At 66.9% G+C, this 25,898-nt stretch carries 25 protein-coding genes; 9 read left to right on the top strand and 16 right to left on the bottom strand.

What is annotated here, in order from left to right:
- A partial coding sequence (locus WBV89_RS20325; RefSeq protein WP_423983149.1) for a transglutaminaseTgpA domain-containing protein occupies positions 1–1,581 on the top strand: 1,581 nt, incomplete at its 5' end.
- 28 nt (positions 1,582–1,609) lie between these two features.
- Here WBV89_RS20325 and WBV89_RS20320 read toward each other — a convergent pair.
- Together WBV89_RS20320 and dinB are read right to left on the bottom strand one after the other, a co-directional pair.
- Positions 1,610–1,939, bottom strand: a complete 330-nt coding sequence (locus WBV89_RS20320; protein WP_423983148.1) for a DUF3040 domain-containing protein — start codon at positions 1,937–1,939, stop codon at positions 1,610–1,612.
- A 111-nt stretch (positions 1,940–2,050) separates the two neighbouring features.
- A complete protein-coding gene (gene dinB, locus WBV89_RS20315) occupies positions 2,051–3,322 on the bottom strand; it encodes a DNA polymerase IV (protein ID WP_423983147.1) in 1,272 nt (423 codons plus the stop codon).
- 50 nt (positions 3,323–3,372) lie between these two features.
- Between dinB and WBV89_RS20310 the strand changes: the two genes are divergently transcribed.
- The 5 genes from WBV89_RS20310 to WBV89_RS20290 are packed head-to-tail and all read left to right on the top strand — an operon-like array spanning position 3,373 to position 7,299.
- The gene (locus WBV89_RS20310) at positions 3,373–3,672 is read left to right on the top strand and encodes a hypothetical protein (protein ID WP_423983146.1); all 300 of its coding nucleotides are present in this window, start codon (positions 3,373–3,375) and stop codon (positions 3,670–3,672) included.
- The gene (locus tag WBV89_RS20305) at positions 3,669–4,496 is read left to right on the top strand and encodes an inositol monophosphatase family protein (protein ID WP_423983145.1); all 828 of its coding nucleotides are present in this window, start codon (positions 3,669–3,671) and stop codon (positions 4,494–4,496) included. The genes WBV89_RS20310 and WBV89_RS20305 overlap by 4 nt, the downstream gene beginning before the upstream one ends.
- A gap of 50 nt (positions 4,497–4,546) precedes the next feature.
- A complete protein-coding gene (locus WBV89_RS20300) occupies positions 4,547–5,227 on the top strand; it encodes a response regulator (protein WP_423983144.1) in 681 nt (226 codons plus the stop codon).
- Positions 5,228–5,248: 21 nt separating this feature from the next.
- Entirely contained in the window at positions 5,249–6,688 is a 1,440-nt protein-coding gene (locus WBV89_RS20295; RefSeq protein WP_423983143.1) for a HAMP domain-containing sensor histidine kinase, read from the top strand.
- A gap of 35 nt (positions 6,689–6,723) precedes the next feature.
- Positions 6,724–7,299, top strand: a complete 576-nt coding sequence (locus WBV89_RS20290) for a GerMN domain-containing protein (RefSeq protein ID WP_423983142.1) — start codon at positions 6,724–6,726, stop codon at positions 7,297–7,299.
- Between the two features lie 33 nt (positions 7,300–7,332).
- On the opposite strand, the gene WBV89_RS20285 is transcribed toward WBV89_RS20290, so the two are convergent.
- On the bottom strand, positions 7,333–8,367 hold the full coding sequence (locus tag WBV89_RS20285; protein ID WP_423983141.1) for a 6-phosphofructokinase: 1,035 nt from the start codon (positions 8,365–8,367) through the stop codon (positions 7,333–7,335).
- Positions 8,368–8,429: 62 nt separating this feature from the next.
- Between WBV89_RS20285 and WBV89_RS20280 the strand changes: the two genes are divergently transcribed.
- Together WBV89_RS20280 and glpK are read left to right on the top strand one after the other, a co-directional pair.
- Positions 8,430–8,777, top strand: a complete 348-nt coding sequence (locus WBV89_RS20280; RefSeq protein ID WP_423983140.1) for a hypothetical protein — start codon at positions 8,430–8,432, stop codon at positions 8,775–8,777.
- A 15-nt stretch (positions 8,778–8,792) separates the two neighbouring features.
- Complete coding sequence (glpK, locus tag WBV89_RS20275; protein WP_423983139.1) at positions 8,793–10,277, top strand: glycerol kinase GlpK; 1,485 nt, start codon at positions 8,793–8,795, stop codon at positions 10,275–10,277.
- Between the two features lie 223 nt (positions 10,278–10,500).
- On the opposite strand, the gene WBV89_RS20270 is transcribed toward glpK, so the two are convergent.
- The 13 genes from WBV89_RS20270 to ppdK form a co-directional block, all read right to left on the bottom strand.
- Positions 10,501–11,115, bottom strand: coding sequence for a hypothetical protein (locus WBV89_RS20270; protein ID WP_423983138.1), 615 nt, complete (start codon positions 11,113–11,115; stop codon positions 10,501–10,503).
- Positions 11,116–11,142: 27 nt separating this feature from the next.
- A complete protein-coding gene (locus WBV89_RS20265; protein ID WP_423983137.1) occupies positions 11,143–12,348 on the bottom strand; it encodes an aminotransferase class I/II-fold pyridoxal phosphate-dependent enzyme in 1,206 nt (401 codons plus the stop codon).
- Between the two features lie 103 nt (positions 12,349–12,451).
- Positions 12,452–13,393, bottom strand: a complete 942-nt coding sequence (locus WBV89_RS20260; protein ID WP_423983136.1) for an ROK family protein — start codon at positions 13,391–13,393, stop codon at positions 12,452–12,454.
- The gene (locus WBV89_RS20255; RefSeq protein ID WP_423983135.1) at positions 13,390–13,824 is read right to left on the bottom strand and encodes an SRPBCC family protein; all 435 of its coding nucleotides are present in this window, start codon (positions 13,822–13,824) and stop codon (positions 13,390–13,392) included. Before WBV89_RS20255 ends, WBV89_RS20260 begins: the two co-directional genes overlap by 4 nt.
- A complete protein-coding gene (locus tag WBV89_RS20250) occupies positions 13,817–14,314 on the bottom strand; it encodes a hypothetical protein (RefSeq protein WP_423983134.1) in 498 nt (165 codons plus the stop codon). The genes WBV89_RS20255 and WBV89_RS20250 overlap by 8 nt, the downstream gene beginning before the upstream one ends.
- Positions 14,315–14,331: 17 nt before the next feature.
- Complete coding sequence (locus WBV89_RS20245; protein ID WP_423983133.1) at positions 14,332–15,453, bottom strand: glycosyltransferase family 4 protein; 1,122 nt, start codon at positions 15,451–15,453, stop codon at positions 14,332–14,334.
- Complete coding sequence (gene queG / locus WBV89_RS20240; protein ID WP_423983132.1) at positions 15,450–16,529, bottom strand: tRNA epoxyqueuosine(34) reductase QueG; 1,080 nt, start codon at positions 16,527–16,529, stop codon at positions 15,450–15,452. The genes WBV89_RS20245 and queG overlap by 4 nt, the downstream gene beginning before the upstream one ends.
- Complete coding sequence (locus WBV89_RS20235) at positions 16,526–17,608, bottom strand: hypothetical protein (protein ID WP_423983131.1); 1,083 nt, start codon at positions 17,606–17,608, stop codon at positions 16,526–16,528. Before WBV89_RS20235 ends, queG begins: the two co-directional genes overlap by 4 nt.
- A 19-nt stretch (positions 17,609–17,627) precedes the next feature.
- Positions 17,628–17,891, bottom strand: a complete 264-nt coding sequence (locus WBV89_RS20230; protein WP_423983130.1) for a hypothetical protein — start codon at positions 17,889–17,891, stop codon at positions 17,628–17,630.
- Positions 17,892–17,970: 79 nt separating this feature from the next.
- Positions 17,971–19,113 carry an RNA polymerase sigma factor RpoD gene (gene rpoD / locus WBV89_RS20225; RefSeq protein WP_423983129.1) on the bottom strand — a complete coding sequence of 381 codons (1,143 nt, stop codon included), beginning with the start codon at positions 19,111–19,113 and terminating at the stop codon, positions 17,971–17,973.
- 142 nt (positions 19,114–19,255) lie between these two features.
- A complete protein-coding gene (gene dnaG, locus WBV89_RS20220; protein WP_423983128.1) occupies positions 19,256–21,007 on the bottom strand; it encodes a DNA primase in 1,752 nt (583 codons plus the stop codon).
- A gap of 132 nt (positions 21,008–21,139) precedes the next feature.
- Positions 21,140–22,162, bottom strand: a complete 1,023-nt coding sequence (locus WBV89_RS20215; RefSeq protein WP_423983127.1) for a TerC family protein — start codon at positions 22,160–22,162, stop codon at positions 21,140–21,142.
- Positions 22,163–22,207: 45 nt separating this feature from the next.
- A complete protein-coding gene (ppdK, locus tag WBV89_RS20210) occupies positions 22,208–24,850 on the bottom strand; it encodes a pyruvate, phosphate dikinase (RefSeq protein ID WP_423983126.1) in 2,643 nt (880 codons plus the stop codon).
- A gap of 53 nt (positions 24,851–24,903) precedes the next feature.
- On the opposite strand from ppdK, the gene WBV89_RS20205 reads away from it, so the two are divergent.
- A partial coding sequence (locus WBV89_RS20205; RefSeq protein WP_423983125.1) for a metalloprotease occupies positions 24,904–25,898 on the top strand: 995 nt, incomplete at its 3' end.

Genomic DNA, 25,898 nt, shown 5'->3' with positions numbered 1-25,898 from the left:
CGTCTGCCCGGTGCCGACGCGGAACCGATCTACGAGACGCGGGGCGGTGGGAGTTCGAGCAGCGTGACCGAGGTGATCAGCCCACTGGTCGACATTCGCTCGCGGTTGACCAATCGCGAGACCGTCGAGTTGTTCACCGTGCAGGCGACGGAGGCGTCGTACTGGCGTTCGGCGGCGCTCGGTGACTTCGACGGGACCCGATGGCGGATCCCCGAGAGCGCGCTGACCGCGGCCGACGGGACCGTCGGGGCCGGGATCCCCGGATCCGTCGAGATCCGCCAGGACATCACGATCGCCGCACTCGGCGGCGTGTTCGTTCCTGCCGCGGCCGACCCCGTCGTGATCGAGGGCGAGGGGGAACTGAACGGCGAACTGCGATGGAGCGACGAGAACGCGACACTCGTCAAGAGCGGCGATGACCTGGAGGCAGGCGATCGGGTCACGGTGTCGTCGGCGTCGCCCCGACTCTCCCCCGCCACGCTTGCCGCAGCAACATCGGTGGCCCCGGAGGATCCGCTCTACGCCGACCTCCCCAGCGACTTCCCGTCCTCGGTTCGCGCCATCACGCTCGACGTCACGGCGGGGGCGACATCGAGCTACGAAGCCGCACTCATGCTCCAGGACTGGATGCGGGACCCCGAGGAGTTCACGTACAGCCTGGAGGTGCAGGAGGGGCACGGGAACAGCGCGATCGAGTCCTTCCTGCGGAACCGGGTCGGCTATTGCGAGCAGTTCGCAGGGACGTACGCAGCGATGCTCCGCACGATCGGCATCCCGACGAGGGTCGCAGTGGGGTTCACCCAGGGCGAGGACGGCGGCACCGGCCTGTACTCGGTGCTCGGCCGCAACGCGCACGCCTGGCCCGAGGTCTGGTTCGACGACATCGGCTGGGTTCCGTTCGAACCCACCCCCGGTCGCGGTGCCCCGGGTACGGCGAGCTACACCGGGCGCGAACCCGAACAGGCCGAACCGGTTCCTGACGCCGACCAGTCGGCACCCGAGACCGCTCCACCGGTCACGACGCCGGTGACCACGATCGTCACCGGAGGAGCCCCGGGACCGACCACGATCCCCGCCGGGATCGATCCGGCGGACGACCCGGCCGCGAACGAGGCGGTCCCCACCGCCGCCGTCCCCGACGATGGCATGTCCGTGCCCTGGGTTCCGCTCGGCATCCTGACGCTCATCGGCCTTCTCGTCGCACTCCCCGCCGTGATCCGCCGGATCCGACGGAGCGCGATCTCGTCCTCGGGCGCACAACTCGCACACCTCTGGTCGCGGGCGATCGATGCGCTTCGCTCGACGGGTCTCGACGACACGACCAGTCGGACCCCCGAGGAGACCGCCGAGGCGGCATCACGCGTGTTCCCGGTTTCGTCGCGCCCGATGCACGCCCTCGCACAGGTCGTCACCTACGTGAACTTCGCGCCCGACGGAGCCGAGCACCTGAGCGACACCGGGCAATACGGCGTCAGCCTGCTCGAGAACTGCTCACAGTGGGTCCGTCAGGTGGAGCGTGCAGTGACCGATTCGCTCACGCCGGCCGAACGGGCCCGTCGGTACTTCACCCACCTCGGCTGAACCCGCCAGGCGGTGGCGGAACGATCCGTCAGTCGGAGATGTCGCTCTGCTCGTCGGGGCGACGAGCGTGCAACCATGCCGAGATCGGCAGCTGACCGAGCTGTTCGCGACCGAGCAGTCGGATCTCCGACTCCAGCTTGACCGCCATGAACACGACGAACAAGAACGCGACGAATGCAGCGACGAAACTGACCGCCAGACACGCGACCGTGACGGCCAGTCCGATGACGAGGCCGAGCACCAGGAGCGCGGAACGGCGACGTGAGACGCGATACCCGCGCTGGGCGAACGTCGGATCCTGTTCCAGTTCTTCTTCGATCTGGCGAAGGATGCGCTGTTCGTCTTCGGACAGTGGCACCACATCATCATCGCACGTCGGAGAGCGTTCCTCAACGCGGTGGCTCAGGTTCATCGTGTACCGGGTCGGCCGAGGTTGCTGCGCCCATCCTCCACCGTCCGTCGTGGTCGGTCACCGCGGCCGGTCGGGGTCCTGGTCAGGCCCCCATTGCTGCGCTCCACGCCGGACCACGCGGACCTTCCCGCCGCGCACGGCGCTCGCCCGCCCGATCGCCGACTCCCCGAAGCGTTGCCGGATCGCGTCGAGCGCTTCGGTCGTCGCCCCGAAGTCCGGGGCCGTGTCGTCGAGATCGTCGAAGCTGAGCTGCGCAGCCGGCGCGCCCAGGTTCGATCCGCTCACGCCCAGGAGCCGTACGCCCGGTGTCGGATCGATGACGTCGAGGAGCGGGCCGACGAGCTCGATGATGTCCGGCGCCCGATCGATGAAGTCCCCCGTCGTCACCGACCGGGTGATCGTCGTGAAGCCGGCGAAACGGACCTTGAGCTGCCACGTTCGGGCGGCAACGCCCTGGCCGCGCATCCGTTGAGCGACCGCGTCCGCGAGACGAACGAGTTCGCTGCGCAGCTCCGCTGGCGTGTGCTTGTCCACGGGGTAGGTCTCCTCGTGCCCGATCGACTTCGCCTCCCGATCGGGTTCGACCGGACGGTCGTCCGCTCCCACCGCGAGCGCGGCGAGGTGGCGTGCCTGGTTGGCACCGAGCGCCGTCGTGATCACGGCGTGGTCGATCCGCCGCAGGTCACGAACGTTCGAGATCCCCAGCCGCGTCAACTTGTCGAGCGTCGCCGGGCCGACGCCCCACAACCGTTGGACGGGAAGGGGGTCGAGAAACGCCTGGACAGCGTCGGGATCGACGACCGTCACGCCCTCGCCGGGGTCGATCCGATCCGTTCGCGCTGTTGGTTTCGCCTCGACGGACGCGAGCTTCGCGAGAAACTTGTTCGGGGCGACGCCGACACTGCACCCGAGATCCAGCTCCTCCGAGACAGCCGCGCGAATTCGTTCCGCGATCGCTCGTCCGTCGCCGAACAGGTGCTGTGCTCCGGTCACATCGAGGAATGCCTCGTCCAGCGAGAGCGGCTCGACGAGCGGCGTGAATCGCTCGAAGATCTCGCGGACCTGACCGCTCACCTCGCCGTAGAGCTCGTGATCCCCGGGCAGGAACACGGCGTGTGGACAGCGCCGCCGAGCGACCGCCGATGGCAGCGCCGAGTGCACTCCGAAGCGCCGCGCCTCGTACGACGCCGCCGCCACGACACCGCGATTGCCCGTGCCCCCGACCACCACCGGCTGGCCGACCAACTCGGGGTGACGTCGCAGCTCCACCGAGACGAAGAACGCGTCCATGTCCGCATGCAGGATCGTCCTGCTGGTTGTGCCGGTCATCGCTCTCAGTATCGCCGAGCGCGAGGAGGACGCCAGTAGCCTGCGCGTCGATGAGTTCGACCGACCTCTCCCGTCCGCTCTCGGCGCTGCCGTCCGTCGGGGTGCGCGTCTTGGCGTTCGTGGCGATTCTCGTGAGCGGTCTCGCCGGAGGCCTGATCGGCTACTCGCTCGTCGAACTCCAGTGCGAGGGCAACTGTGCGGTTCCCGAGGGCATCGGCCTCCTCATCGGTGCCGTCATGGCGGCGGGCGGAATGGCGGTCGTCGCCGTGCTCGTGATGCGGGCGCTCGGCGAATGGCGCGAGATCAGCGACCGCGAGAAGGCCGGACACGCATCGAACACGTCCTGGTGAGCGACGCGATCGACGATCCGACCGGCGAGATCGAATACCGACTCCGCACGCTGTGCGACGAGATCGCCCGCGAGGCGGGGGACTTCGCGCACCGGGCGCGCCGTGACCTCGGGCCGGGAGCCCGAGCGGCCCACCAGACCAAGTCGAGTGCGGTCGATCCGGTCACCGAGTTCGACCGGTCGACCGAGGCTCTCGTCGTCGACCGGCTCCGGCGCGAGCGCCCCGACGACTCGATCGTCGGCGAGGAGGGTGCCAATCATTCCGGGACGTCCGGATACGAATGGCACGTCGACCCGATCGACGGGACGGTCAACTTCGTCTACGACCTCCCCGGGTGGTGCTGCTCGATCGCGGTGCTCCGCGACGGTGAACCCGTTGCCGGAGCTGTGTACGCGCCGGTGGTCGGCGAGCTCTACAGCGCGGGTCGCGGGCACGGCGCGACGCTCAACGACGTTCCGATCGGGGTCTCGGGAGCGACCGAGCTGGCGACATCGCTGGCTGCGACGGGCTTCAGTTATCACCTCGACGGTCACCGGCTGCGACAAGCAGCCCGCATCGCCCGCGTGCTGCCGACGGTTCGTGACATCCGCCGCCAGGGAAGCGCTGCGCTCGATCTCGCCTACGTCGCGAGCGGTCGCGTCGACCTCTACTTCGAGGAGTTCATCAGTTCCTGGGACATCGCTGCGGGCGTTCTGCTCGTCGCGGAGGCCGGTGGAATCGTCACCTCGTTCGACGGTTCGGACGTCGACGTGACCGCCCCGATGGGGGTCCTCGCAGCCACGCCGGCCCTCCACACCGAGACCCTGGCGGGAATTACCGACTGAATTCGACCCTATGTTCGGTGTCAGCAGGTGAAATGCGGCATCATGGGGGCGTGGGTACACGCATCCTGGCCGTCGAAGACGACGAGCGAATCCGTTCTGCGGTGAAGCTTGCCCTCGAAGACGAGGGTTGGATCGTCGATGAAGCGGAGAGTGGAGAGCAGGCGATCGAGCTCTTCCAGCGCTCGACGCCCGACGTCGTCCTGATCGACATCATGCTCCCCGGGATCGACGGCTTCGAGCTGTGCCGCACGCTCCGTCGCACCAGTGATGTCCCGGTCGTCATGGTCACCGCCCGCAACGACACCCATGACATCGTTGCTGGGCTCGAAGCCGGCGCCGATGACTACCTCACCAAGCCGTTCGCCCCCAAGGAGCTGTCGGCCCGGATCCGTGCCCTCCTGCGCCGGATCCGTCCTGGCGCGCAGGGCCACGCCCGACTCGTGTTTGGCGACCTCGAACTGATCCCCGACGAGGGCAAGGTGCTCCGCGAGGGCCACGAGGTCCACCTCACCAAGACCGAGTTCCGGCTGCTCTGCGAACTCGCCGAGAGCCCGGGCAAGGTGCTGAGCCGAGAGGCGCTGCTCGACAAGGTGTGGGGCTACGACTACTTCGGGGACGGACGCCTCGTCGATGTCCACATCCGACGCCTCCGCACCAAGGTCGAGAACGACGCCGCGAACCCACGCCATGTCGTGACCGTGCGCGGACTCGGCTATCGCCTCCAGACCTGACCGGCCGGAACAGGAGCATCGGTGGCCGGACCCATCCGACGCATCATTCGGCGAACCAGGCCCCGCTCGATCGGGCTGCGTCGACGAATCCTGGTCATCATCACGCTCGGGTCGATCGCGCTCTCGGTGTTCGTCGCAACGACCACGTTCGGCCTCACGCGGTCGAACCTCGTCACCGAACGCGACGAGGCTGCGATCTCGACGTCGCGTCGCAATGCCCTCAGCGTCGAGCGCGACCTCGGCCAGACCTTGCCGCCCGAGCCGACCGCCGCACGCGCATCGCTCGAACGGATCGGCGTTCAGCGCTACATGCTCTGGTACCGCGAGACGCAATACGGCCGCCCCCCGTACACGCGCGACAACCTCCCGCCCGAACTGTTCGACCAGGTCGTCACCGGGAGCGGCGAGCCCGCTCGCCAGATCGTGCGGGTGGACGACGAACTCAACATCGTGGTCGGGTGGTCCGTCCCCGAGGTTGGTGCGTACTTCGAGTTCTTCCCCCTCGACGACGTCGAGTCCAACCTCGCGAACCTACGCGTTGCGCTCCTCCTCGCTGCCCTGATCACCACCGGTCTCGGGGTGCTCGTCGGCATCTTCGCCGCACGGCGTGCGGTCAAGCCGCTCGGCACCGCCGCGCAGGCCGCTTCGGCGATCGCCGGTGGCCGTCTCGACACGCGCCTCGAGAACAACGAGGACCCGGACCTTCGCGTCCTCACCGAATCGTTCAACGACATGGCCGAGGCGCTGGAGCAACGCGTCGAACGTGACGCACGCTTCGCGTCCGACGTCAGCCACGAACTGCGCTCGCCGTTGATGACCCTCGCGGCGTCGGTCGAGGTGATGGAGGCTCGGCGCAACGACCTCCCCGAACGCGCCCAGGCCGCGCTCGACCTGCTGTCGAGCGACGTGGTCCGATTCCAGGGCCTCGTCGAGGACCTGCTGGAGATCTCCCGATTCGATGCCGGCGCGATCCGACTGAACATGGACGAACTCCTGGCCGCCGAGTTCGTTCGCCAGGCAGTCGCCGTGAGTTCGGTGCCGTCGACACCCGTCCACGTCACCGAACGCGCCGAACTGGCACTGATCCGTGGCGACAAGCGGCGCCTGGCGCGCGTGATCGCGAACCTGATCGACAACGCGCGCGCGTACGGAGGCGGTGAACCCGAGATCACGATCGAGGTGATCAATCCCCCGAACGAACCGATCTCCCACATCACGATCGCCGTCGAGGACCGCGGTGTGGGTGTCGCACCGGAGGAGCGTTCGCTCATCTTCGAGCGATTCGCTCGCGGTGGTGGCGCCGGCCGCCGGACCGGCAGCGAGGGAGCCGGCCTCGGCCTGTCGCTGGTGGACGAGCACGTCCGCATGCACGGCGGCCGGGTGTGGGTGGAGGATCGTCTCGACGGCGACCCCGGCGCGCGCTTCGTGATCGAGTTGATGGCGATGGAGTTGGAGGACTGATGAGACGGTTGCCGTCCCTCTCGACCATCGGTGTCGTGCTGACCCTCGCCATCGGCGCGTGCTCGATCAGCGAGGACGCCGCGCCGAAGAACATCCCGCTCGATCAGCGTGGCGACTTCGGCGACCCGGTGACCGGCGACGCCGCGGTCGGCGGGAGTCGGATCTATCTCCTCAGCCCGGCCGGCACCGACGAGCAGTCGTTCCTGCGCTCGGTCCAGCGCAGCGACGCCACCAGCCCCGAAGAACTGCTCACCTCGCTGATCGCAGGCGCGAACGAGGACGAGAGCGGTGACGGGCTGACCACCGCGATCCCCGCCGACCTCGAGATCCTCGACGCGAGCACGGTCGGGACCCGTCTGACCGTCGACATCAACGATGCGCTCACCGGCCTGTCCGACCTCGGGCTCCGCCAGGCCCTCGCCCAGATCGTCACCACGTCGGTCGAGATCGACCCGGTGCAACACCTCCGGCTGCGGGTCAACGGACAGAACCAGGGGTGGCCGACCGGTGACGGCGAGGTCACCGACCGGCCGCTGACGATCTACGACTACCCCGGGTTCCTGGAATCGTCGCAGCCCGACTTCCCCGCCCTTCCGCTTCCGTCCACCTGACGTGTCGACTGGGGGCAGACCCCAGTTGATGCATCACGCGAAGAAGTGCGATGCGACGTTGTCGAACAACTCGCGGTCGACGGTCCGTGTCTTGCCGACCGCCACCGTCAGGTCCTCGAGTTCGATGTTCGTCCCCCGGACGACGGTCATCTTCCCCCACGCCTCGGCGTGGACGGCGTCGATCGAGGCGACCCCGAAGCGAGTCGACAACACACGGTCGAATGCGGTGGGCGTTCCGCCACGTTGGACGTGGCCGAGTTGCACCACTCGCGTCTCGAACCCCGTGCGGTCCGCGATCGTGTGTGCGATGCGCGTCGCCACGCCGCCGAGGACCACGTGCCCGAAGCGGTCGTACACCTTGTCCTCCATCGCGAGCGTGCCGTCGACGGGTTCGGCCCCCTCGGCGACCACGACGATCGACGCGTACCGCCCGCGGTCGTGACGTCGCTTCAGCCGTCCGCACAACTCCTCGACATCGAACGGAATCTCGGGGATCAGCACGGCGGTCGCTCCGCCGGCGATTCCGGCATGGGTCGCGATCCAGCCGGTGTGGCGTCCCATCACTTCGACGACCATCACTCGGTCGTGGCTCTCGGCGGTCGTGTGCAGACGATCGATCGCATCGGTCGCGATCTGCACGGCGGTGTTGAAGCCGAACGTCACGTCGGTGCCCTCGATGTCGTTGTCGATCGTCTTCGGCACACCGACGATCGGGATCCCGTACTCCGTGTGCAGCCGGCACGCGATCGACAGACTCCCGTTCCCGCCGATCACGATCAATGCGTCGAGCCCGAGGTCGTTCATCGACTGTTGGACCTGCTCGACACCGTCGGGCGTGTCGAACGGGCTTCCACGACGGGTGCCGAGCACGGTGCCCCCACGGGGCAGCATCCCGCGCATCGACTCGACGGTCAGCGGGACGGTTCGGCGCTCGCGCACCCCGTCCCACGCATCGAGATACCCGACGATCTCGTCGCCGAACGCCCGCTCCCCCTTGCGAACCGCGGCACGAATGACGGCGTTCAATCCCGGACAGTCGCCTCCGCCCGTCAACATCCCGATTCGCACGAGACCCGATCGTACAGCGCGTCCCTGCGGTGCCGGATGGTCGCGGTGATTGAATGGCCGACATGCGGTGGGATTCAAGTCGTCCGGTTCCGTGGCAACGACTCGTTCGCGAGTGGTTGATCTACGTCGGGATCATGGCCGCGCTCCTCGCGATCTTCTTCCGCAACTCTGGCTTCGTCGGCGCACTCGCCGGGCTGTTGGTCTCGGGTCCGCTGTACCTGCTCTTCGGGTTCGTGATGGCCAAGCTCGGCTATCAACGCAAGTCGTTGAAGGAGATGAAGACGCCGCGGGCAGCCAAGACGGAGCCGACCGACGATGTCGAGACCTCTACCGAGCGACGCCCACCGGCACCGACCAAGCGCACCTCCGGGGGCGGGAACCGGCCGAAGTCGAAGCCACGCAAACGCTGATCTACATTGTCGTCCGTGACGGATTCGACGTGTGTAATCGCCATCGATGCCGGAACCACGGGGGTCCGCAGCAGGGCGGTGTTCACCGACGACTCCCCCACCATCGCGTCCTACCGCGAGTTCACGCAGCACTATCCCGAACCGGGTTGGGTCGAGCACGACGCCGACGAGATCTGGGCGGCCACGGTCGACACGCTCGACGCCGTCGTCGCGCAGGTGGGACGCGATCGAATTGCGGCGATCGGCATCACCAACCAGCGTGAGACCGTCGTGGCCTGGAGCCGCTCCACCGGGCGACCGCACGGCAACGCGATCGTGTGGCAGGACCGCCGGACCTCCCATGTCTGCGACGAACTCGAGGCCGCCGGACATCTTCCGCTCATCCGGGAACGGACGGGTCTCGTCCTCGACCCCTACTTCTCCGGCACCAAGTTCGCCTGGCTCCTCGAGAACCGCGGGATCCACGTCGATGACGATCTCGCGCTCGGAACGATCGATGCGTGGCTGATCTGGAACCTGACGGGCGGCGACGTCTTCGCCACCGACGTCACGAATGCCAGCCGGACGATGCTCTGCGACATCCGGTCACGGACATGGGATCCCGACCTCTGCGGCCTGCTCGGTGTCCCGATCGAGGCGCTTCCCGCGATCGTCCCGTCGAGTGGACGGATCGGGACCACGTCGGCCGCCAACGGTGCCGTCGCCGGCATTCCGATCAGCGGCGTCGCCGGAGACCAGCAGGCAGCGTTGTTCGGGCAGGCGTGCGTCTCGCCGGGGATGGCGAAGAACACCTACGGCACGGGTTCGTTCGTCCTGCTCAACGTGGGTGAGCAATGCCCCGAGCCGACGGAGGGGATGCTCACCACGGTGGCATGGACGCTCGCGGACGGCACGACCCACTACGCACTCGAGGGTGCGGTCTTCGTCACCGGCGCAGCGATCCAGTGGCTCCGCGACGGGATCAACATCATCGATCACGCCGAGGAGACCGGCCCCCTCGCCGAATCGGTCGGCGACACCGGGGGCGTGTACGTCGTGCCCGCGTTCACCGGCCTGGGTTCGCCGTACTGGGACCCGTACGCCCGTGGCACGATCGTCGGGATCACCCGCGGCACCGGTCGCGCCGAGATCACGCGAGCCGTCGTCGAGTCGATGGCGTATCAGGTGCGCGATGTGATCGATGCCATGGTCGCGGCGAGTGGGATTCCGATCGTCGACCTCCGAGTCGACGGTGGCGCATCGGTGATGGATTTCCTCTGCCAGTTCCAGGCCGACCAGTTGGGGGTGAACGTGCAGCGTCCGACCGATCAGGAGACGACGGCCCTCGGTGCCGCCTTCCTCGCCGGCCTCGCCGAAGGGGTGTGGGCCTCGACCGACGACATTGCAGCCGCGTGGGATCTCGAGGCCGAGTTCGCTCCCCTACCCGATCGAACGGATGCCGACACGCGCCACACCCAGTGGCTCCGCGCCGTCGACCGTTCCCGCGCCTGGGCGACCTGACGGTTCCCAGCCCCTCACCCGAACTCGCCCGACACGAATTTCGACGGATCGAGACGCACACCGTCACGATCGCTCGAAATTTCAGGAAAGTGAGAAGCCCGGGCTCAAATCTCGTCGGATCGAGACGCTTACCGTCACGATGACTCGAAATTCGTGGATGGGGAACCGGCGGCCCGGAGAGGAGCGGGTGGGCGTTGCGTGCGCGGGTCCGGCCCGGGGCGGGTCAGAGGAGGGCGTCGGCGAGGCGCGCGAGGAGGCTCAGTCGGACTCGCTCACGTTCGTGGATCACGCGGTCGGCTCGGCCGCAGGCGACGGTCAGACCGGACGTGAGGAGGTGTCCCCAGGCGACGTCACTCGGGAGGGACTCGTCGATCTCGTTCAGGTGCTCGCTCCCGACGAGGAATGCCGACAGCCATTCGACCTGCGGCGACTCGCCGACCTGGGCGATCACGTCGGCTCCGCGCAGCACGACGCTCCAATCGGCCTCGAGGAGGCGCCCGACCGCCCGGCACAACACGTCGAGCCGTCCGTCGGGTTCGGACTCTGCCATCGCCGCTCCCGCGGCGAGAGCGGCGAGGTTCGGGTCGGCACGATCGATGTCGACCGTGCGCACATCCTCCACCGCGACGCCATCGACCGCGTCGACTTCGTTGATGAGCAGTGCGACCAGATCCTCGGAGGGCAGCGACACCGTGAGTTCGTCGACCACACGATCGGCACCGTGCTCGAGGATCTCGATCCCCAGGACGTCACCTCGGACGGCTCCGATCCTGCTGGCCACCTGGCCGAGCGCCCCGGGACGATCGGGAAGCCAGACGCGCACGACGACGGTGATCATGGGGTGCGACGCTACCGACGGCAGATTTCAGCCGAGTTTCGGCAGACCGCGTTTCAGATTTCGAATCGCCTGATTGATCCGCATCTCGTTCTCGATCAGCCCGAAGCGGACGAAGCCCTCACCACCGGGGCCGAAGCCCACTCCCGGTGACAGTGCGACATCGGCCTCACGCACGACGTGGGAGCAGAACTCGACCGAATCCATTTCGGAATAGGGCTCGGGGACCGGGCCCCAGCAGAACATCGACCCACCGGGCTTGGGCATGTCCCAGCCGATTCGCGCGAGCCCGTCGACGAGCGTGTCGCATCGCGACTCGTAGATCTCGCGCACCTGATCGGGGAAGTCCTGCGCCTCGTTGAGCGTCACCGTTGCAGCGATCTGCACCGGCTGGAACATTCCGTAGTCGAGATAGCTCTTCAGCTTGACGAGCGCCTGCACGACCTCGCTGTTCCCCAGCAGGAACGCGGATCGCCAGCCCGCCATCTGGAACGACTTGGTCATCGAATACAGCTCGACGGCGCACTCCATCGCACCCTCGGCCTGCAGGATGCTCGGCGGCTGGTGACCGTTGAAACCGATGTCGGCATAGGCGAAGTCGTTGACGACGATCATGTCGCGTTCGCGACAGAAGTCGACGACGCGCTGCATGAAGTCGAGGTCGACGATCGCTCCGGTCGGGTTGTGCGGGAACGACATCACCAGCACGCGGGGCTTCGGCCAACCCACGTCATACGCGGTGTGCAGGCTGTCCATGAAATCGTCGGTGAAGGTCTCGCGATCGGAGGGATCGGCGAGGAATTTCATCGGGACCTGGCGGAGGTCGGCGCCGGCGAACAATGGCCCGTAGATGTGGATCGGGTAGCTCGGGGTCGGCACGATCGCCGCGTCACCGCGCTCGAGCAGCACCCACATCAGGTGGCTGAAGCCTTCCTTCGCTCCGATCGTGTTCGTGATCTCGAGCTCGGGATCCAGATCGACGTCCCACTTGTTCTTGTAGTACCCCGCGATCGCCTCGCGCAGCTTCGGCAGTCCCCGGCTCAGGGAGTAGCGATGATTGCGGGGGTTCCTCGCCGCTTCGGCGAGCTTCTCGACCGCGATGTCGGGCGACGCCATGTCCGGGTTGCCGAAGCCGAGGTCGATGACGTCAGCACCGGCGCGCCGTGCCTCGATCTTCAGCCCGTTGATGATGGAAAACACATACGGGGGCAGATTCTCGATCCGGCGAAACTCCATGGAAACGACGATAGCTGCGCCCGCTCGCGCCCAGCGCGGTGAATTCGATCAGAAGACGGTTCGCGCTGCGCTCCACGGGTCCCCCATCGGAAGTCCGGACGGGTCAGATGCCGGGGAGCAGTGCCGCGCCGACGGCTCCCGCCAACGGGCCGAAGCGAGCGAACTCGATCCGGGGAATGGGGCGCAGGTCCGGCTGGTAGAGCAGTTCTGCGAACCATCGGGTGATCGGGTCGAGGTAGAGGTCTGCTCCGAGGGCGAGGCCGCCTCCGAGGACGAACATCTCGGGATCGAGAGCGTTGGTCAGATTCGCCAGCCCGAGCGCGACCCAGCGGCCGAAGTCGTCGATCACTGCGCGCGCCTCCGCATCGCCGTCGCGAGCAGCGTCGTGGACATGCTCGCCCCGCACGTCGAGGGGGTCACCGCCCGCCCGGTCGACGACCGCCTGCAGCTTGCGTCCCGTCGCCGCTTCCCGAGCGAGCATCGCCAGTCCCGAACCGGACGCGTAGCGCTCCCAGCACCCGTTGCGGCCACAGGGGCAACTCGGCCCGTTCGGATCGACGACCATGTGCCCGAATTCTCCGGCGAATCCGTGCGCACCGTGCTGGACCCGTCCGTCGGCGACGATTCCCCCACCGATTCCGGTTCCGAGCGTGACCAGCATCATGTCCGACGTGCCCCCACCCGCTCCGAGGCTCCACTCGGCGAGTGCTGCGCAGGTGCCGTCGTTGTCGACCGCGACCGGGTGCCCGAGCCGCTCGGCGAGCCGCCGTCCGACCTCGAAGTCGGCGACGCCGTCGAGGTTGGGCGCGGCGCGCAGCACGCCCTCGCGCGTGACCAGGCCGGGCATCCCGACTCCCAGCGATCGCGAGGCACCCAGCGAGCGAGCGAGTTCGACGAGGGTGTCGATCAGCGGTTCGAGACTGTCGACACCTCGCGGGGTCGCCCGACGATCGTGCGCGATGACGTCGCCATCGGGCCCGAGAACGACGCCGAGTGCCTTGGTTCCGCCGACATCGATGCCGACGCGAACACGCGCAGCCGTCACGCCTCGGCGCGAACCTTCAGCTCCCGAACGGTGTTCAGGATGCGTACTTCGGCGCGTCGTTTGACGAATCCCGGGAGCGGAACCACGAGGTCGATCGCGAGGTCGTAGCGGACCTCCGTCTTGCCGTCCGAGGTCGGAATGAAGGTGAACGCGCCGTCGATCGAACGCTGGATGTCGCCGCGGATCATCGACCAACCGAGCTGGCGGGGTTCGTCCGCATATCGATACTGGAGCGTGTAGTGGGTACTCCGGCCGAGCGCCGAGGCCCGGAACTCGACCTCGCTCGGGCGTCCCTCGTCGTCGGTCTCGTGGATCGTGACCGCTTTGATGTCTCGCGCCCACTCGGGGTACCGCGGCAGGTCGACGGCGACATCCCACACCTCGTCGGGTGTGGCGTCGATGGTGATGATCTCGGTCGCGGTCTCAGCCATGGTGCTCATTCTGGTCGATCGGGCGCGGATTGTTCGACACTCGGTCGGCATAGTGACCGTGAAATGCGGCCCACAGTCCGTTCATGCCGAATCCGAACAGGGGGACGAGAACCCCGAGAGCGAGTGATGTCCCCGGGCTCCCGTCGGCGGAGTCGGGTCGAGCGATCGCGGTGCCGAGACCGACGACACACTGCACGGCGAGGGCGAGCAGCATCGTGGTCCTCACCGAACGCGGGGCGACACCGCCGGCGAGGAAGTACAGCTGTGTCACGGCGACCTGTTCCCCGCGGCTGCGCTGGATCGCGTTCCAGAACGACCAGAGGAATGCGAAGATTCCGACGAAGAACAGCACCAAGGCGACGGCGGCGGCGAGGCCGATGACGAAGCCCTCGAACACGATCGCCGCAGCGAGGGCGGTCACGGTGAACAACACCGTGGCCAGCACGTTGATGCGAACGATGAGATCGCCCGCTGCACCGTGGTTGTTCATCCGTGCCACGGTAGCGGTCAGTCGAACACACCGAGTGTGTCGCCCAACCGGCGGGCGAGCACGTCGTAGGCGAAATCCGACTCGACGCGTTCACGAGAACGGACGCCCATCGACGTCCGCAGTTCGTCGTCGTCGAGCAGTTGCTCGAATGCATCGGCAACCGCCTGCACATCCTCCGGATCGTCGATCACCAGCCCGGTTTCGCCGTGCGCGACGGCTTCGGCTGCACCGCCAGAATCACCTGCGACCTGAGGCACTCCGCACGATGCCGCTTCGATGAACACGATGCCGAAGCCTTCCTGCTCGAGCCCACCCCACCGGTTGCGACACAGCATCGTGAACACGTCGGCACAGCCGTAGAGCTTGGGGAGATCGTCGTTCGGCACCCGTCCGGCGAAGTGGACCGGGGCATCGAGTTCGTCGACCAGTCGCCGCAGGTGACCCTCCTCGCGGCCGCCGCCGGCGATCACGAGAAGCAGATCGGGCCGACGATGCTTCAGCCGGGCGACCGCACGGATCGCGGTGTCGAAGCCCTTGCGCGGCACGAGTCGGGAGATCCCGACGATCAACTCGGCGTCGGCCGGCAGGCCGAGATGCTCACGGGCGGCGAGACGCTCTGCGTCGTCCAACACCTTGAAACGATCGGGATCGACCCCGCACGGCACGACGGTTGTCGGCAGCGGTCGCCCCGCCGCGTGTTCGGCCTCGGTCGCCGGATAGCCGCCCGCAGCGATGATGTGACGGGCGCGCCGCAGTGTGTATCCCAGTGCTTGTTTCGACAACGGCAGGCGGCCCGGGACGGTGACCTCCGCCCCGTGCAGAACGAGGTCGTACGGCAATTTCAGCGACGGACCGACGAGACCCAGCGGCACCGCCGGATCGAGGACGACGAGGTCGGCGCCGAAGTCGTCGGCAAGATCGTTGATCCGCTTGACCATCCATGGATGCGGGAGCAGGACGGGTTCGGGTGTCCGCTCGATTCGATAGGGCTCCCCGGCATCGAACTCGGCGGTTCCCTCGTACGGGCTGGTGAGCACCGCGAATCGATCGGACGGGAGCCGCCTCCACCATTCCCACAGCAGCGACTGGATGCCGCCGATCTTCGGTGGATAGTCGTTGGTGACAAGGAGATGTTTCATGATGTCGGGGTCGCCCGCTCGTCGAGTCGGGCGAACGCCCAGACGGCATGCTCGACGAGGATCGGGTCGTCGTCGGCACGGTATCGGTCGAGCACGGCCCGAGCCTCGCGATCGGACGGGTCGGCGGTGTTGCCGATCACGACCAACGCGTTGCGCCGCAACCAGCGCATCTCGCGACCGGCGATCCACCAGCGACCGTGCCGGGCCTCGATCGTCTCGTCCGTGGAGTCGAGCAACTCGATCGCATCGACGAATGCCTGGACGGCGGGCCCGTCGACATCGAGATCGACCGTGTTCCGGGGGCCCAGGCGCACCGAGATCGGACAGACGTCCTGACAGTCGTCGCACCCGTAGATCCGATCGTGCACGGCCTCGCGGAACTCGATCGGGATCGGCCCGGGCTTCTGCAGGATCCAGCTGAGACATCGCGCTCCGTCGATCACACCGGGCGCGACGATCGCTCCGGTCGGACAACCGTCGATGCAGCGCACACATGTTCCACAGCCGTCGGACACCGGAGCCTCGTTCGGTTCGTACGGAGCGCTCGTGACGATCGAACCGAGGGTGAAGAAGCTGCCGGCACCCGGCAGGAGCAGGTTTGCGTTCTTCCCGAACCAGCCGAGCCCCGCCCGTTGGGCGATCGCCCGGTCGACCAGCGAATTGTCGTCGGCGAACACCGCCGCCCGATACCCGGCCGCCTGAATCTCTGCGGCAGCGATGCGGAGGCCGACCCGGAGTGGTTCGTAGTGGTCGACCCAGGCGTACCTGCCCACCCGGGCGTGCACCCCGGTCACCGGTCGCGTCGGCTCGGAATCGGTCAGATACGGGCGGGCAGCCACGATCACGGATCGGGCGTCGGGAACGGCGCGCCGTGGATCGGTCGACCGGTCCGGATTGCGGTACGTGAACTGCATCCCGTCGTGGAGACCGAGTTCCTTGCGTCGGTGCAGAACCGACCGGGTGTCCTCGAGGACGTCAGCCGACGCGACGCTCACGTGGCTGATCCCGTGCTCACGAACGAGGTCCTCGATCCGCGCGAGGGACGGGAACGCCGCGGCTTCGGTCGGGCTCGTCACAGCCGATCAGCGTCGGTACACGCGCGGGCGTCGTCGACGATGCTTCTGTCGATGTCGATCGTGATGTCGAGATCGTCGACACCGTTGCTGACCACACCCGACGCCGAGACCTGTTCGTCGGTCCGCAGGATGGTCGCCGGTGCGCTCGTCCGCAGGAGATCGTCGGGCCCCCGCTCGAACACGATCTCGGCGAGTTCACCCCCGGCCTGCGGGATCTCGAATCGACCACCTTCGGAGATCAGACCGGCGATCGTGGTTCCGGCCGGACCATCGTCGGCGACACAGACGTCGAGCACGATCTGGATGTGTGGTTCGGCGAGCTGTCCGGGCGCATTGGTGACGACTCGGTCCGCGCAGCCCGATTCGCTCGATTCGGTGGGATTCACGACCACGTCACCTCCGACGAAGGCCGCCGAGAAGGCGCCGGCATCGCCGATCACCGTGACATCGGGTGAGGACGTCACGATCTCCCCGACCCGCCGGATCGCCCGGTCGCCGTCCTCGTTGACCACCCGTTCGACGAGTCCACGCTCACCGGCCGCGAAGAAGAAGTAGCTCGAGACCTCCGTGTCGGTGTCGACCGGCTCATACGGGTGGTGGACCTCACAGACGGACACGATGTCGAACTCGGCCGCTCCGAGACGAACGACCCCCGGGTCGGGAAGGTCGGCGATCAGCGGATCGACCGTGGTCGGCGCGGCCGACGTGGGCTCGGTCGCGTCCGTCACACCCGAGCCCGTACGTGCCGAATCGTCGCTGTCGGGCGTGGACGCTCCGACCGCGGGATCGGTCCCATCGGAGCGGGCTGCGTCGTCCTGCGACGTATCGGTGACTGCGGAATCGGCCGCCGCTTCGGAGACCACCGAATCGTTCCCGGACCGGGACTCGCTGATGTAGGCCAACAGCGCGATGAACCCGAGCGCGATCGCGAACATCGTGGGGATGAACCACCACGGCGTCCCATCGCCCGGACGCTCGATCTGACCGGTCATCCCCGTCGACTCGGTCGGGTAGGCGATCAGAGGATCGACCCCGGAACGGCCCGTCGGCACCGTGTCGTCGTCGGCTTCGTCGCTCATGGCGGCATCGTAGGAGCGATCACCGTGTCATCTGGGGGACACCGGAGGATTCGAACTCGGCGAACGGGACATAGTGAGGTTCATCGTCGAGCATGCCCGCCCGTGCGAACAACTGGACGACACGTTCGGTGTCACCGGCACCGCGACGCTGCGGGTTCGGGACGAACTCGATCGGACCGGCATCGTTCGCGAGGAGGTGCTGGACGACACAGTCGCCACACGCCGTCGTGTTCGCCGCCAGGCAGGTCCGGCAGTCGAGGGTCATGTCGTCGGAGGTGAACATGACGTCATCATGCGCACAGGGGTGTGACACTCCTGCGGGACGGGCGAGTGCGACCCACCCCGTCACACCTCCTCGACTTCTACTCGACCTCGAGGAACTCGCGGAGCCGCTGGCTGCGCTGCGGATGGCGCAGCTTCGCCAGGGTCTTCGCCTCGATCTGACGGATCCGTTCGCGGGTCACACCGAACTCCTTGCCGACCTCCTCGAGGGTCTTGGCCTGACCACCGTCCAGGCCGAAACGCAGCCGGACGATCTCCTGCTCGCGCTCGGACAGTTCGTTGAGGACCTCACCGACCGCGTTCGACAGCATCACGCGGGTGGCCGCATCGGCGGGGCTGTCGGCGGACTCGTCCTGGATGAAGTCGCCGAGGTTCGATTCGTCCTCTTCCCCCACCGGCGAGTCGAGCGACAACGGATCCTGCGAGTACCGCAGCAATTCGCGTACCCGCTCCGGTTCGAGTTGGACCCGCTGTGCGAGTTCGTCGATCGTCGGCTCACGCTCGAGTTCCTGGTGCATCGTGCGTTTCGCGCGCGTCACGCGGTTCATGTGCTCGACCATGTGGACCGGGATGCGGATCGTCCGCGCCTGGTCGGCGATCGACCGGGTGATCGCCTGACGGATCCACCACGTCGCGTAGGTGGAGAACTTGAACCCCTTCGTGTAGTCGAACTTCTCGACCGCACGCATCAACCCGAGGTTGCCCTCCTGGACCAGATCGAGAAGCTGCATCCCCCGACCCGAGTACCGCTTCGCGATGCTCACGACGAGACGCAGGTTCGCCTGGGTCAGTTCGGATTTCGCGCGCTCGCCCCGCTTGACCGCGCGCATCAGCATCCGATCCTCCACGCCGTCGAGAGTCGTGCGCGCCTCGCTCGCCGCGTCGATCTTCTCCGCGGCGATCTTGCCCTCTTCGATGAGTTGGGCGAGCCGACGCTCGTCATCGACCGTGAGCAGATCGACCTGACCGATCTCGCGGAGGTACATCCGCACCGCATCCGCTGAACCGCCCTCGGCCTTCGGACCCCGCTTCTTGGTGCGACGCTGACGCCGTCGGCTGAGCAGCCGCTCGTCGGCGTCGTTCTCGACGATGACCTCGCGACGCACACCGACCGGCGTGTCGTCGTGGATCTCGTCGTCGTGATCGAGCTTGTCGTCGATCGAGATCCCGGCGCCGGAGAACAACGTCTGGACGTCGGTGAGGACCGATTCGGACAGCTCCACGTGGCGCAGCACATGACTGACCTGATCCGCGTGGACCTCGCCACTCGCGCGGCCTCGTTCGACGAGTGCTCCCCACTCCTGTTCGTCGACCCCGTCGACCGGCGAGACGAGCGCGCTGCTGTCGACGCTCGGGTCGTTCGATTCAGTGGGAACGTTCGTCGGTTCGTCGATGGAGCCAACCTAGCAACGACTCCGCCGCCGAAAGAGCGCGAGCGGGGTCGGGCTCCGCCAGCGCCATCAACTCGAGCCGCGCAGCGCGGTCCTCCTCGAGCGATGCCGGGTCGGTATACGACGTGCGGTGTCGCAGTTCACGGCGCGTGGCAGCCGCGATCAACGACTGCGCCTCGACGGTCGCGTCGAGATCGAGATCGGCGACGGACGCACGCTCGAGCACCTCACGGGCATCGGGAGCGGCGATGTCGAGAGCCCCGTTGAGATCGCCCGCCTCGGCCAAGGCGAGGAACGCCAGCCGGTTCGCGTCGTTGTCGAACAACCCCTCGACCAGCCACTCGGCGATCGAGTCCCACTCCTGCACGAGCAGGACGAGTGCCGCGAACTCGGCGTTCTCCATCGGCGCGTTCTGGCGCTTCGTCTCGACCGCGATCGACGGTCGACGCACCCCCCGCTCTGCCAACTTCACCAGATCGGCCACGGGGAGTCCCACCTTGGCTGCGACCTCGCCCGCGTACAGCTTGCGGACGTTCGGGTTCGGATGTTCGTTGACGACCGTCATCGCCTCCTCGGCGAGACGTGCACGCTGTTCGGGAGAATCGAGACGGCGCGATCCCATCGTGCGCTGCAGCCGGAAGCCGAGGAACGGCAACGGCTCGGCGACGGCTTTGGCCAACGCCTCGGGATTCGATCGTGCGAGATCGCCCGGATCAGCCCCCGCGGGGAGGCGGGCGACCGACACCTCGACCTGGTGCTTCTGTTCCCATTCGTAGAAGCGCTCCGCCGCGCCCTGCCCGGCGGCGTCGGCGTCGAACGACAGCACGACTCGGCTCGCGTACCGCTTGAGGAGCCGCACGTGTTCCTCGGTCAATGCGGTTCCGCACGTGGCGACGGCCCGCGGCACCCCGGCCTGGTGGAATCCGATGACGTCGGTGTACCCCTCACACACGACGATCTGGTCGGTCTTGGCGGCATCCGCCTTCGCCCAGTTGAGCCCGTACAGGACCTTCGACTTCGTGTAGATCGGGGTCTCCGAACTGTTCTTGTACTTCGCCGGGTCGTCCGATCCCGGCAGGATCCGCCCGCCGAATGCGAGTGCTTCGCCCGACTCCGAGAAGATCGGGAACATCACGCGGGCACGGAACGAATCCTGCATCCGGTTCCGGCGGTTGCGGAATGCGAGTCCGACATCCTGGAGCACGTCGGGTGGTCGACCGAGGTCGTGCGCGAGCCGATCCCAGTCGTCGGGAGCCCATCCCAACTTGAACTGCCGGGCGATGTCGCCGTGGAGGCCGCGATCACGCAGATAGTCGCGGGCAGCGCGCGCCTCGGGGTCCTTCAACAGCCGCTCGTGGTACCACTCGACCGCATCGTTCATCGCCTCGGTCAGCTTCTTGCGACGGGCGCGCTCCTTGGACTGACCCGTCGAGGTGTAGTTCAGCGAGATTCCCGCCTTGGCGGCCAGGTGCTCGACCGCCCCCGGAAAATCGGTGTGTTCGATCTCCTGGATGAACGTGAAGACGTCTCCGCCCTTGTCGCACCCGAAGCATTTGTAGCGACCGGTCTCCTCACGCACGTAGAAGGAGGGAGATTTCTCGGCATGGAACGGGCACAGACCCGACCAGTTCCGTCCGACCCGCTTCAGCGCGACGTACTGCTGGACGGTGTCGACGATGGAGACGGTCGAGCGGATCTTGTCGATGTCGTCGTCCGCGATCCCCATGGCGGGCACGCTACTTCTCCGATCGGGGCGAACATCCTGACCGAGGCGTCATGGGATGGCGTCATGGGATCGAACCCGACCCCGTCGTTTCGAGCTCACCCCGATCGCGGGTCGGATCCGCCGCCGAGACGGTCACCCGTCCGTGTCGTCGAAGGCGGCCTCCACGAGCTCGGATTCTTCCTCGGCGCGGCCCGACGACTTCAACGAGAACCCGATCGATGCGGTGAGCACGATCGCGATCACGCCGAGCGAGAGCGCCGTCGGGATGTGATACCACTCGGCGATGAGCATCTTGACGCCGACGAAGGCGAGGATGATCGCGAGACCCTCCTGGAGGTACGTGAAGCGCGAGTGCATGTCGGCCAGCAGGAAATAGAGCGCGCGGAGACCGAGGATCGCGAACGCATTCGACGCGAACACGATGAACTGCTCATTCGACACGGCGAGCACGGCCGGAACCGAATCCACGGCGAAGATCACGTCGGTTGCCTCGATGAGCATCAGCACGGCGAACAATGGAGTCGCGAGGCGCTTGCCGTTCTTCCTCGTGAACAGCTTCTGGCCATCGAACTCATCGGTGGACGGCACGAAGCGATTGACGATCTTGAGGAACTTCGACTCACCCGGGTCGATGTGGTCGTTGTCCGAGAAGACGAGCTTCCCGGCGGTGTACAGCAGGAATGCGCCGAAGATGTACAAGATCCAGTCGAAGCGTTCGATGAGGGCGACACCGGCGAAGATGAAGACGGCGCGGAGTGCGAGCGCCCCGAAGATCCCCCAGAACAGCACCCGATGTTGATACCGCTGCGGCACCTTGAAGTACCCCATGATGAGCGCCCAGACAAAGACGTTGTCGACGCTCAGACTCTTCTCGATCAGGTACCCGGAGATGTACTCGCCGCTGGCCTGAGAACCGAACCACCACGCGACCACACCGGTGAACGCGACACCGACGCTGATCCAGACGGCCGACTCGATCGCCGCCTCCTTCGTCTTGACCTCGTGCGCTTCCTTGTGCACGACCAGCAGGTCGATCAACAGCATCACGAAGATCACCGCGAGCAGCACGATCCACTGCCACGCGTGGACGTCGATGTCTGCGAGGTTCGCGTTGCGCTCACTCTCGGCGAGGAGTCCGGGCACGAGGGAGGTCACCGCTCCATCATGCCCGGAAATCCTCGAACCATGCGGACGCCCCGATCAGGCGTTTCGCAACACGGCCTGCGCCGCGCTGAGCCGGGCGATCGGCACCCGGAACGGGCTGCACGACACGTAGTCGAGTCCGACGCGGTAGAACAGGTCGATCGACTCGGGATCGCCGCCGTGCTCGCCGCACACGCCGAGCTTCAGCTTCTTCTTGGTGGAGCGGCCGCGTTCGACCCCGAGGCGCACGAGGTCACCTACACCGGTCTGGTCGATCGTGTCGAAGGGGTTGCGCTTCAACAAGCCCTGCTCGAGGTAGGCAGGCATCATCCGGCTCTCGATGTCATCGCGGCTGAACCCGAAGGTGAGCTGCGTGAGGTCGTTGGTACCGAACGAGAAGAAGTCCGACACTTCGGCGATCTCGTCCGCACGCACGGCGGCACGAGGCGTCTCGATCATCGTGCCGATCGTGATGTCGGGCTTGTTGCGCATGCCCTTCAACGCCGCGTCGACCTCCTCCTGCACCCATGAACGCGCGAGCGCCATCTCCTCGCGGGTGACCGTGAGCGGGATCATGATCTCGACGATGGGGTTCTTCTTCCGCTTGCGCAGTGCTGCGGCCGCGTCGAGCAACGCTCGAACCTGCATCGCGTAGAGGCCGGGCTTGATGACCCCGAGCCGCACACCGCGCGTGCCGATCATCGGATTGTGCTCCGCCCAACTCTCGGCGGCGGCGAGTTCGGCCTGCTCCTGCTCGTTCAGCCCGGTCGTGGCCTCCTTGATCTTCAGTTCCTCGACGGGCGGCAGGAACTCGTGGAGCGGCGGGTCGAGCAACCGGATGGTGACCGGCAGACCGTCCATCGCCTCGAGCACCTCTTCGAAGTCGGCCTGCTGCACATCGCGCAGCGCAGCGAGTGCGGCCTCCTCTTCCTCTTCGGTCGTCGCGAGGATCATGCGGCGCACGACCGGCAGGCGATCGGGGGCGAGGAACATGTGCTCCGTGCGGCACAAGCCGATGCCCTCGGCACCGAGTTCGCGAGCATTGGCGGCGTCCTCGCCGGAGTCGGCGTTGGCGCGCACGGCGAGCTTCCCCTTGCGGACCTTGTCGGCCCATCCCAGGATCGTCGTGAACTCGGCCGGAGGCTCGCCGCTCGCGGTCTTCATCTCGCCGAGCACGACTTCGCCGCTCGTCCCGTCGATCGAGATGACGTCACCCTCCTCGACGGTGACGTCGCCGACGGTGAACTTCTTGCCGGAGATCTTGATCGCCTCCGCTCCGACGATGGCGGGGGTTCCCCAGCCACGAGCGACGACAGCGGCGTGGCTGACGAGCCCGCCGCGGGCGGTCAGGATGCCCTCGGAGACCATCATGCCGTGCACGTCCTCGGGGCTCGTCTCGCTGCGGACCAGGATGACCTTCTCGCCGCGGTCGTCGGCAGCGTCGGCTGCGTCGTCGGCGGTGAAGTACACCTTGCCGACCGCTGCGCCGGGCGACGCCCCCAGACCGGTCGCGAGGACCGTGCCCTTGTCGGTGAACTGCGGGTGGAGCACCGAGTCGAGATTGTCGGCCGAGACCCGCATGAGGGCGGTCTCACGGCTGATCTTCCAGCGCTCCTTGCCCTTCCCGGTCCCCTTCGTCATGTCGACGGCCATCTTCAGCGCAGCGACGCCGGTGCGCTTGCCGACCCGGGTCTGCAGCATCCAGAGCTTGCCCTGCTCGATGGTGAACTCGGTGTCGCACATGTCCTCATAGTGCCGCTCGAGGCGGACGAAGATCTCGAACAGTTCGTCGTGGATCTTCGGGAAGACGTCCTTCATGTCGTCGAGTGTCTGCGTGTTCCGGATTCCGGCGACCACGTCCTCACCCTGGGCATTGACGAGGAAGTCGCCGTACGGCTTGTTCTCGCCCGTCGCCGCGTTGCGGGTGAATCCGACCCCGGTACCGGAATCGTCGTCACGGTTGCCGAACACCATCGCCTGAACGTTGACGGCGGTGCCGAGCGTGTGCGCGATGCGTTCACGATTGCGATAGGCGATCGCACGCGGACGGTTCCACGACGAGAACACGGCCTCGACCGCACCGCGCAACTGCTTCATCGGCTTCTGCGGGAACGGCTTGCCCGTCTGCTCCTTCACGAGTGCCTTGTACTGATCGCAGAGTTCCTTGAGCGCATCGGCCGGGATGTCGGCGTCGGTCTTGCCCCCGACTTTCTCGCGTGCCGCTTCGAGCAGCTCCTCGAACGGTTCGCCCTCGGCGTCCATCACGATGCGCGCGTACATGGCGATGAACCGGCGGTAGCTGTCGTAGGCGAAGCGCTCGTTGTCGGTCGACGCCGCGAGTCCCTTCACCGATCGGTCGTTGAGGCCGAGGTTGAGGACCGTGTCCATCATGCCGGGCATCGAGAACTTGGCGCCGGACCGGACCGAGACGAGCAACGGGTCCTTGGGGTCGCCCAACGTGCGACCCATGTCGTTCTCGAGTTTGGCGACCTGCTTCTCGATCTCCGCATCGAGCTCGGCCGGCCAGCCCGATTCCATGTACGCGCGGCAGGCGTCGGTCGACACGGTGAAGCCTCCGGGAACGGGCAGCTTGAGGACGCTGGTCATCTCGGCGAGGTTCGCGCCCTTGCCTCCGAGCAGGTCCTTGTACTCCATCGGAGGACGGCGGTGCTTGTGGTCGAAGCTGTAGACGTAAGGCATACGGCTGCTCAGCATAGATCCCCTGTCAACCGCACCAGCCGTAGGCTGGACCGATGTTCCGGATCCTCGGCTTCGACGTGAGAGTGCAGTCCGGATTCGTGATGTTCACGGCGCTGATCGTGTTTCTCTATCGCAGCCCGTTCGGATATTGGTTGGCTGGTTCGATCGCCGTCCTCACGCTCATTCACGAGTTGGGACACGCGACTGCAGCACGTCGCGCCGGCGCGGACGCAGAGATCTCACTGGGGTTCTTCGCCGGATACGCGTCGTATCGCCCCACTCGGCCCATCAGCCGAGCGCGGCAGGCGTGGATCTCGTTCGCCGGCCCCGGAATCCACATCGCGGTCAGCGTCACCGTGCTGCTCGCTATGGGCTTCAGCCCGTTCGACATGCCCTCGACGTTCAGCGAACCGGCGGCTGCGGCCATCTGGTGGGCAGGCCCGGCGATCGGAATGATGAACCTGATCCCCGTGCTCCCCCTCGACGGCGGCCACATCATGACCTACGGCATGGACTACGTCGTCCCGGGCCGGGCGCACCGGTACATGCTCTTCTTCTCGATCGCCCTGACATCGGCCTCGGCCGTACTGCTGGTCGCAACCGGGTACCGAGGCTTCGTCCTGTTCGTCGGCTTCCTCCTGATCTCACAGTTCCAGATGCTCAATGCCGGCAAGGCTCCGCAGGTCGCGAGTTCACCGTGGAACGTCGCTTCGGATGCGCTCGATGCCGGCAAGGCGGGCAAGGCGCGACGCATCCTGTTCTCGGCGCTGAGCCACCCACAACCGACCCGAACGGCTCCGCCCTCGGAGTTGTCGACCGAGCGCGCGGCCGAGTTGATCGACCTGCTTCCGGAGCCACTCCCCCAGGGCGACCCGAGCAACGAGTACGTTCTGGCGCGGCTCCTGCTCGAGACGAGGCGGTTCGGCGAGGCCGCGCACTACGCCGCCGATTCGTTCCAGCGTCATCCGTCGACGTTGACCGCTGCGATCGTCGCCCGCTCCGCCGGAGCCCTCGACGACCAGGCAACCGCGATCGGCTGGCTGCGCAC

Source organism: Ilumatobacter sp., assembly GCF_049588435.1.
GTDB lineage: Bacteria > Actinomycetota > Acidimicrobiia > Acidimicrobiales > Ilumatobacteraceae > Ilumatobacter_A.
This window is presented reverse-complemented; position numbering and strand designations above follow the sequence as displayed.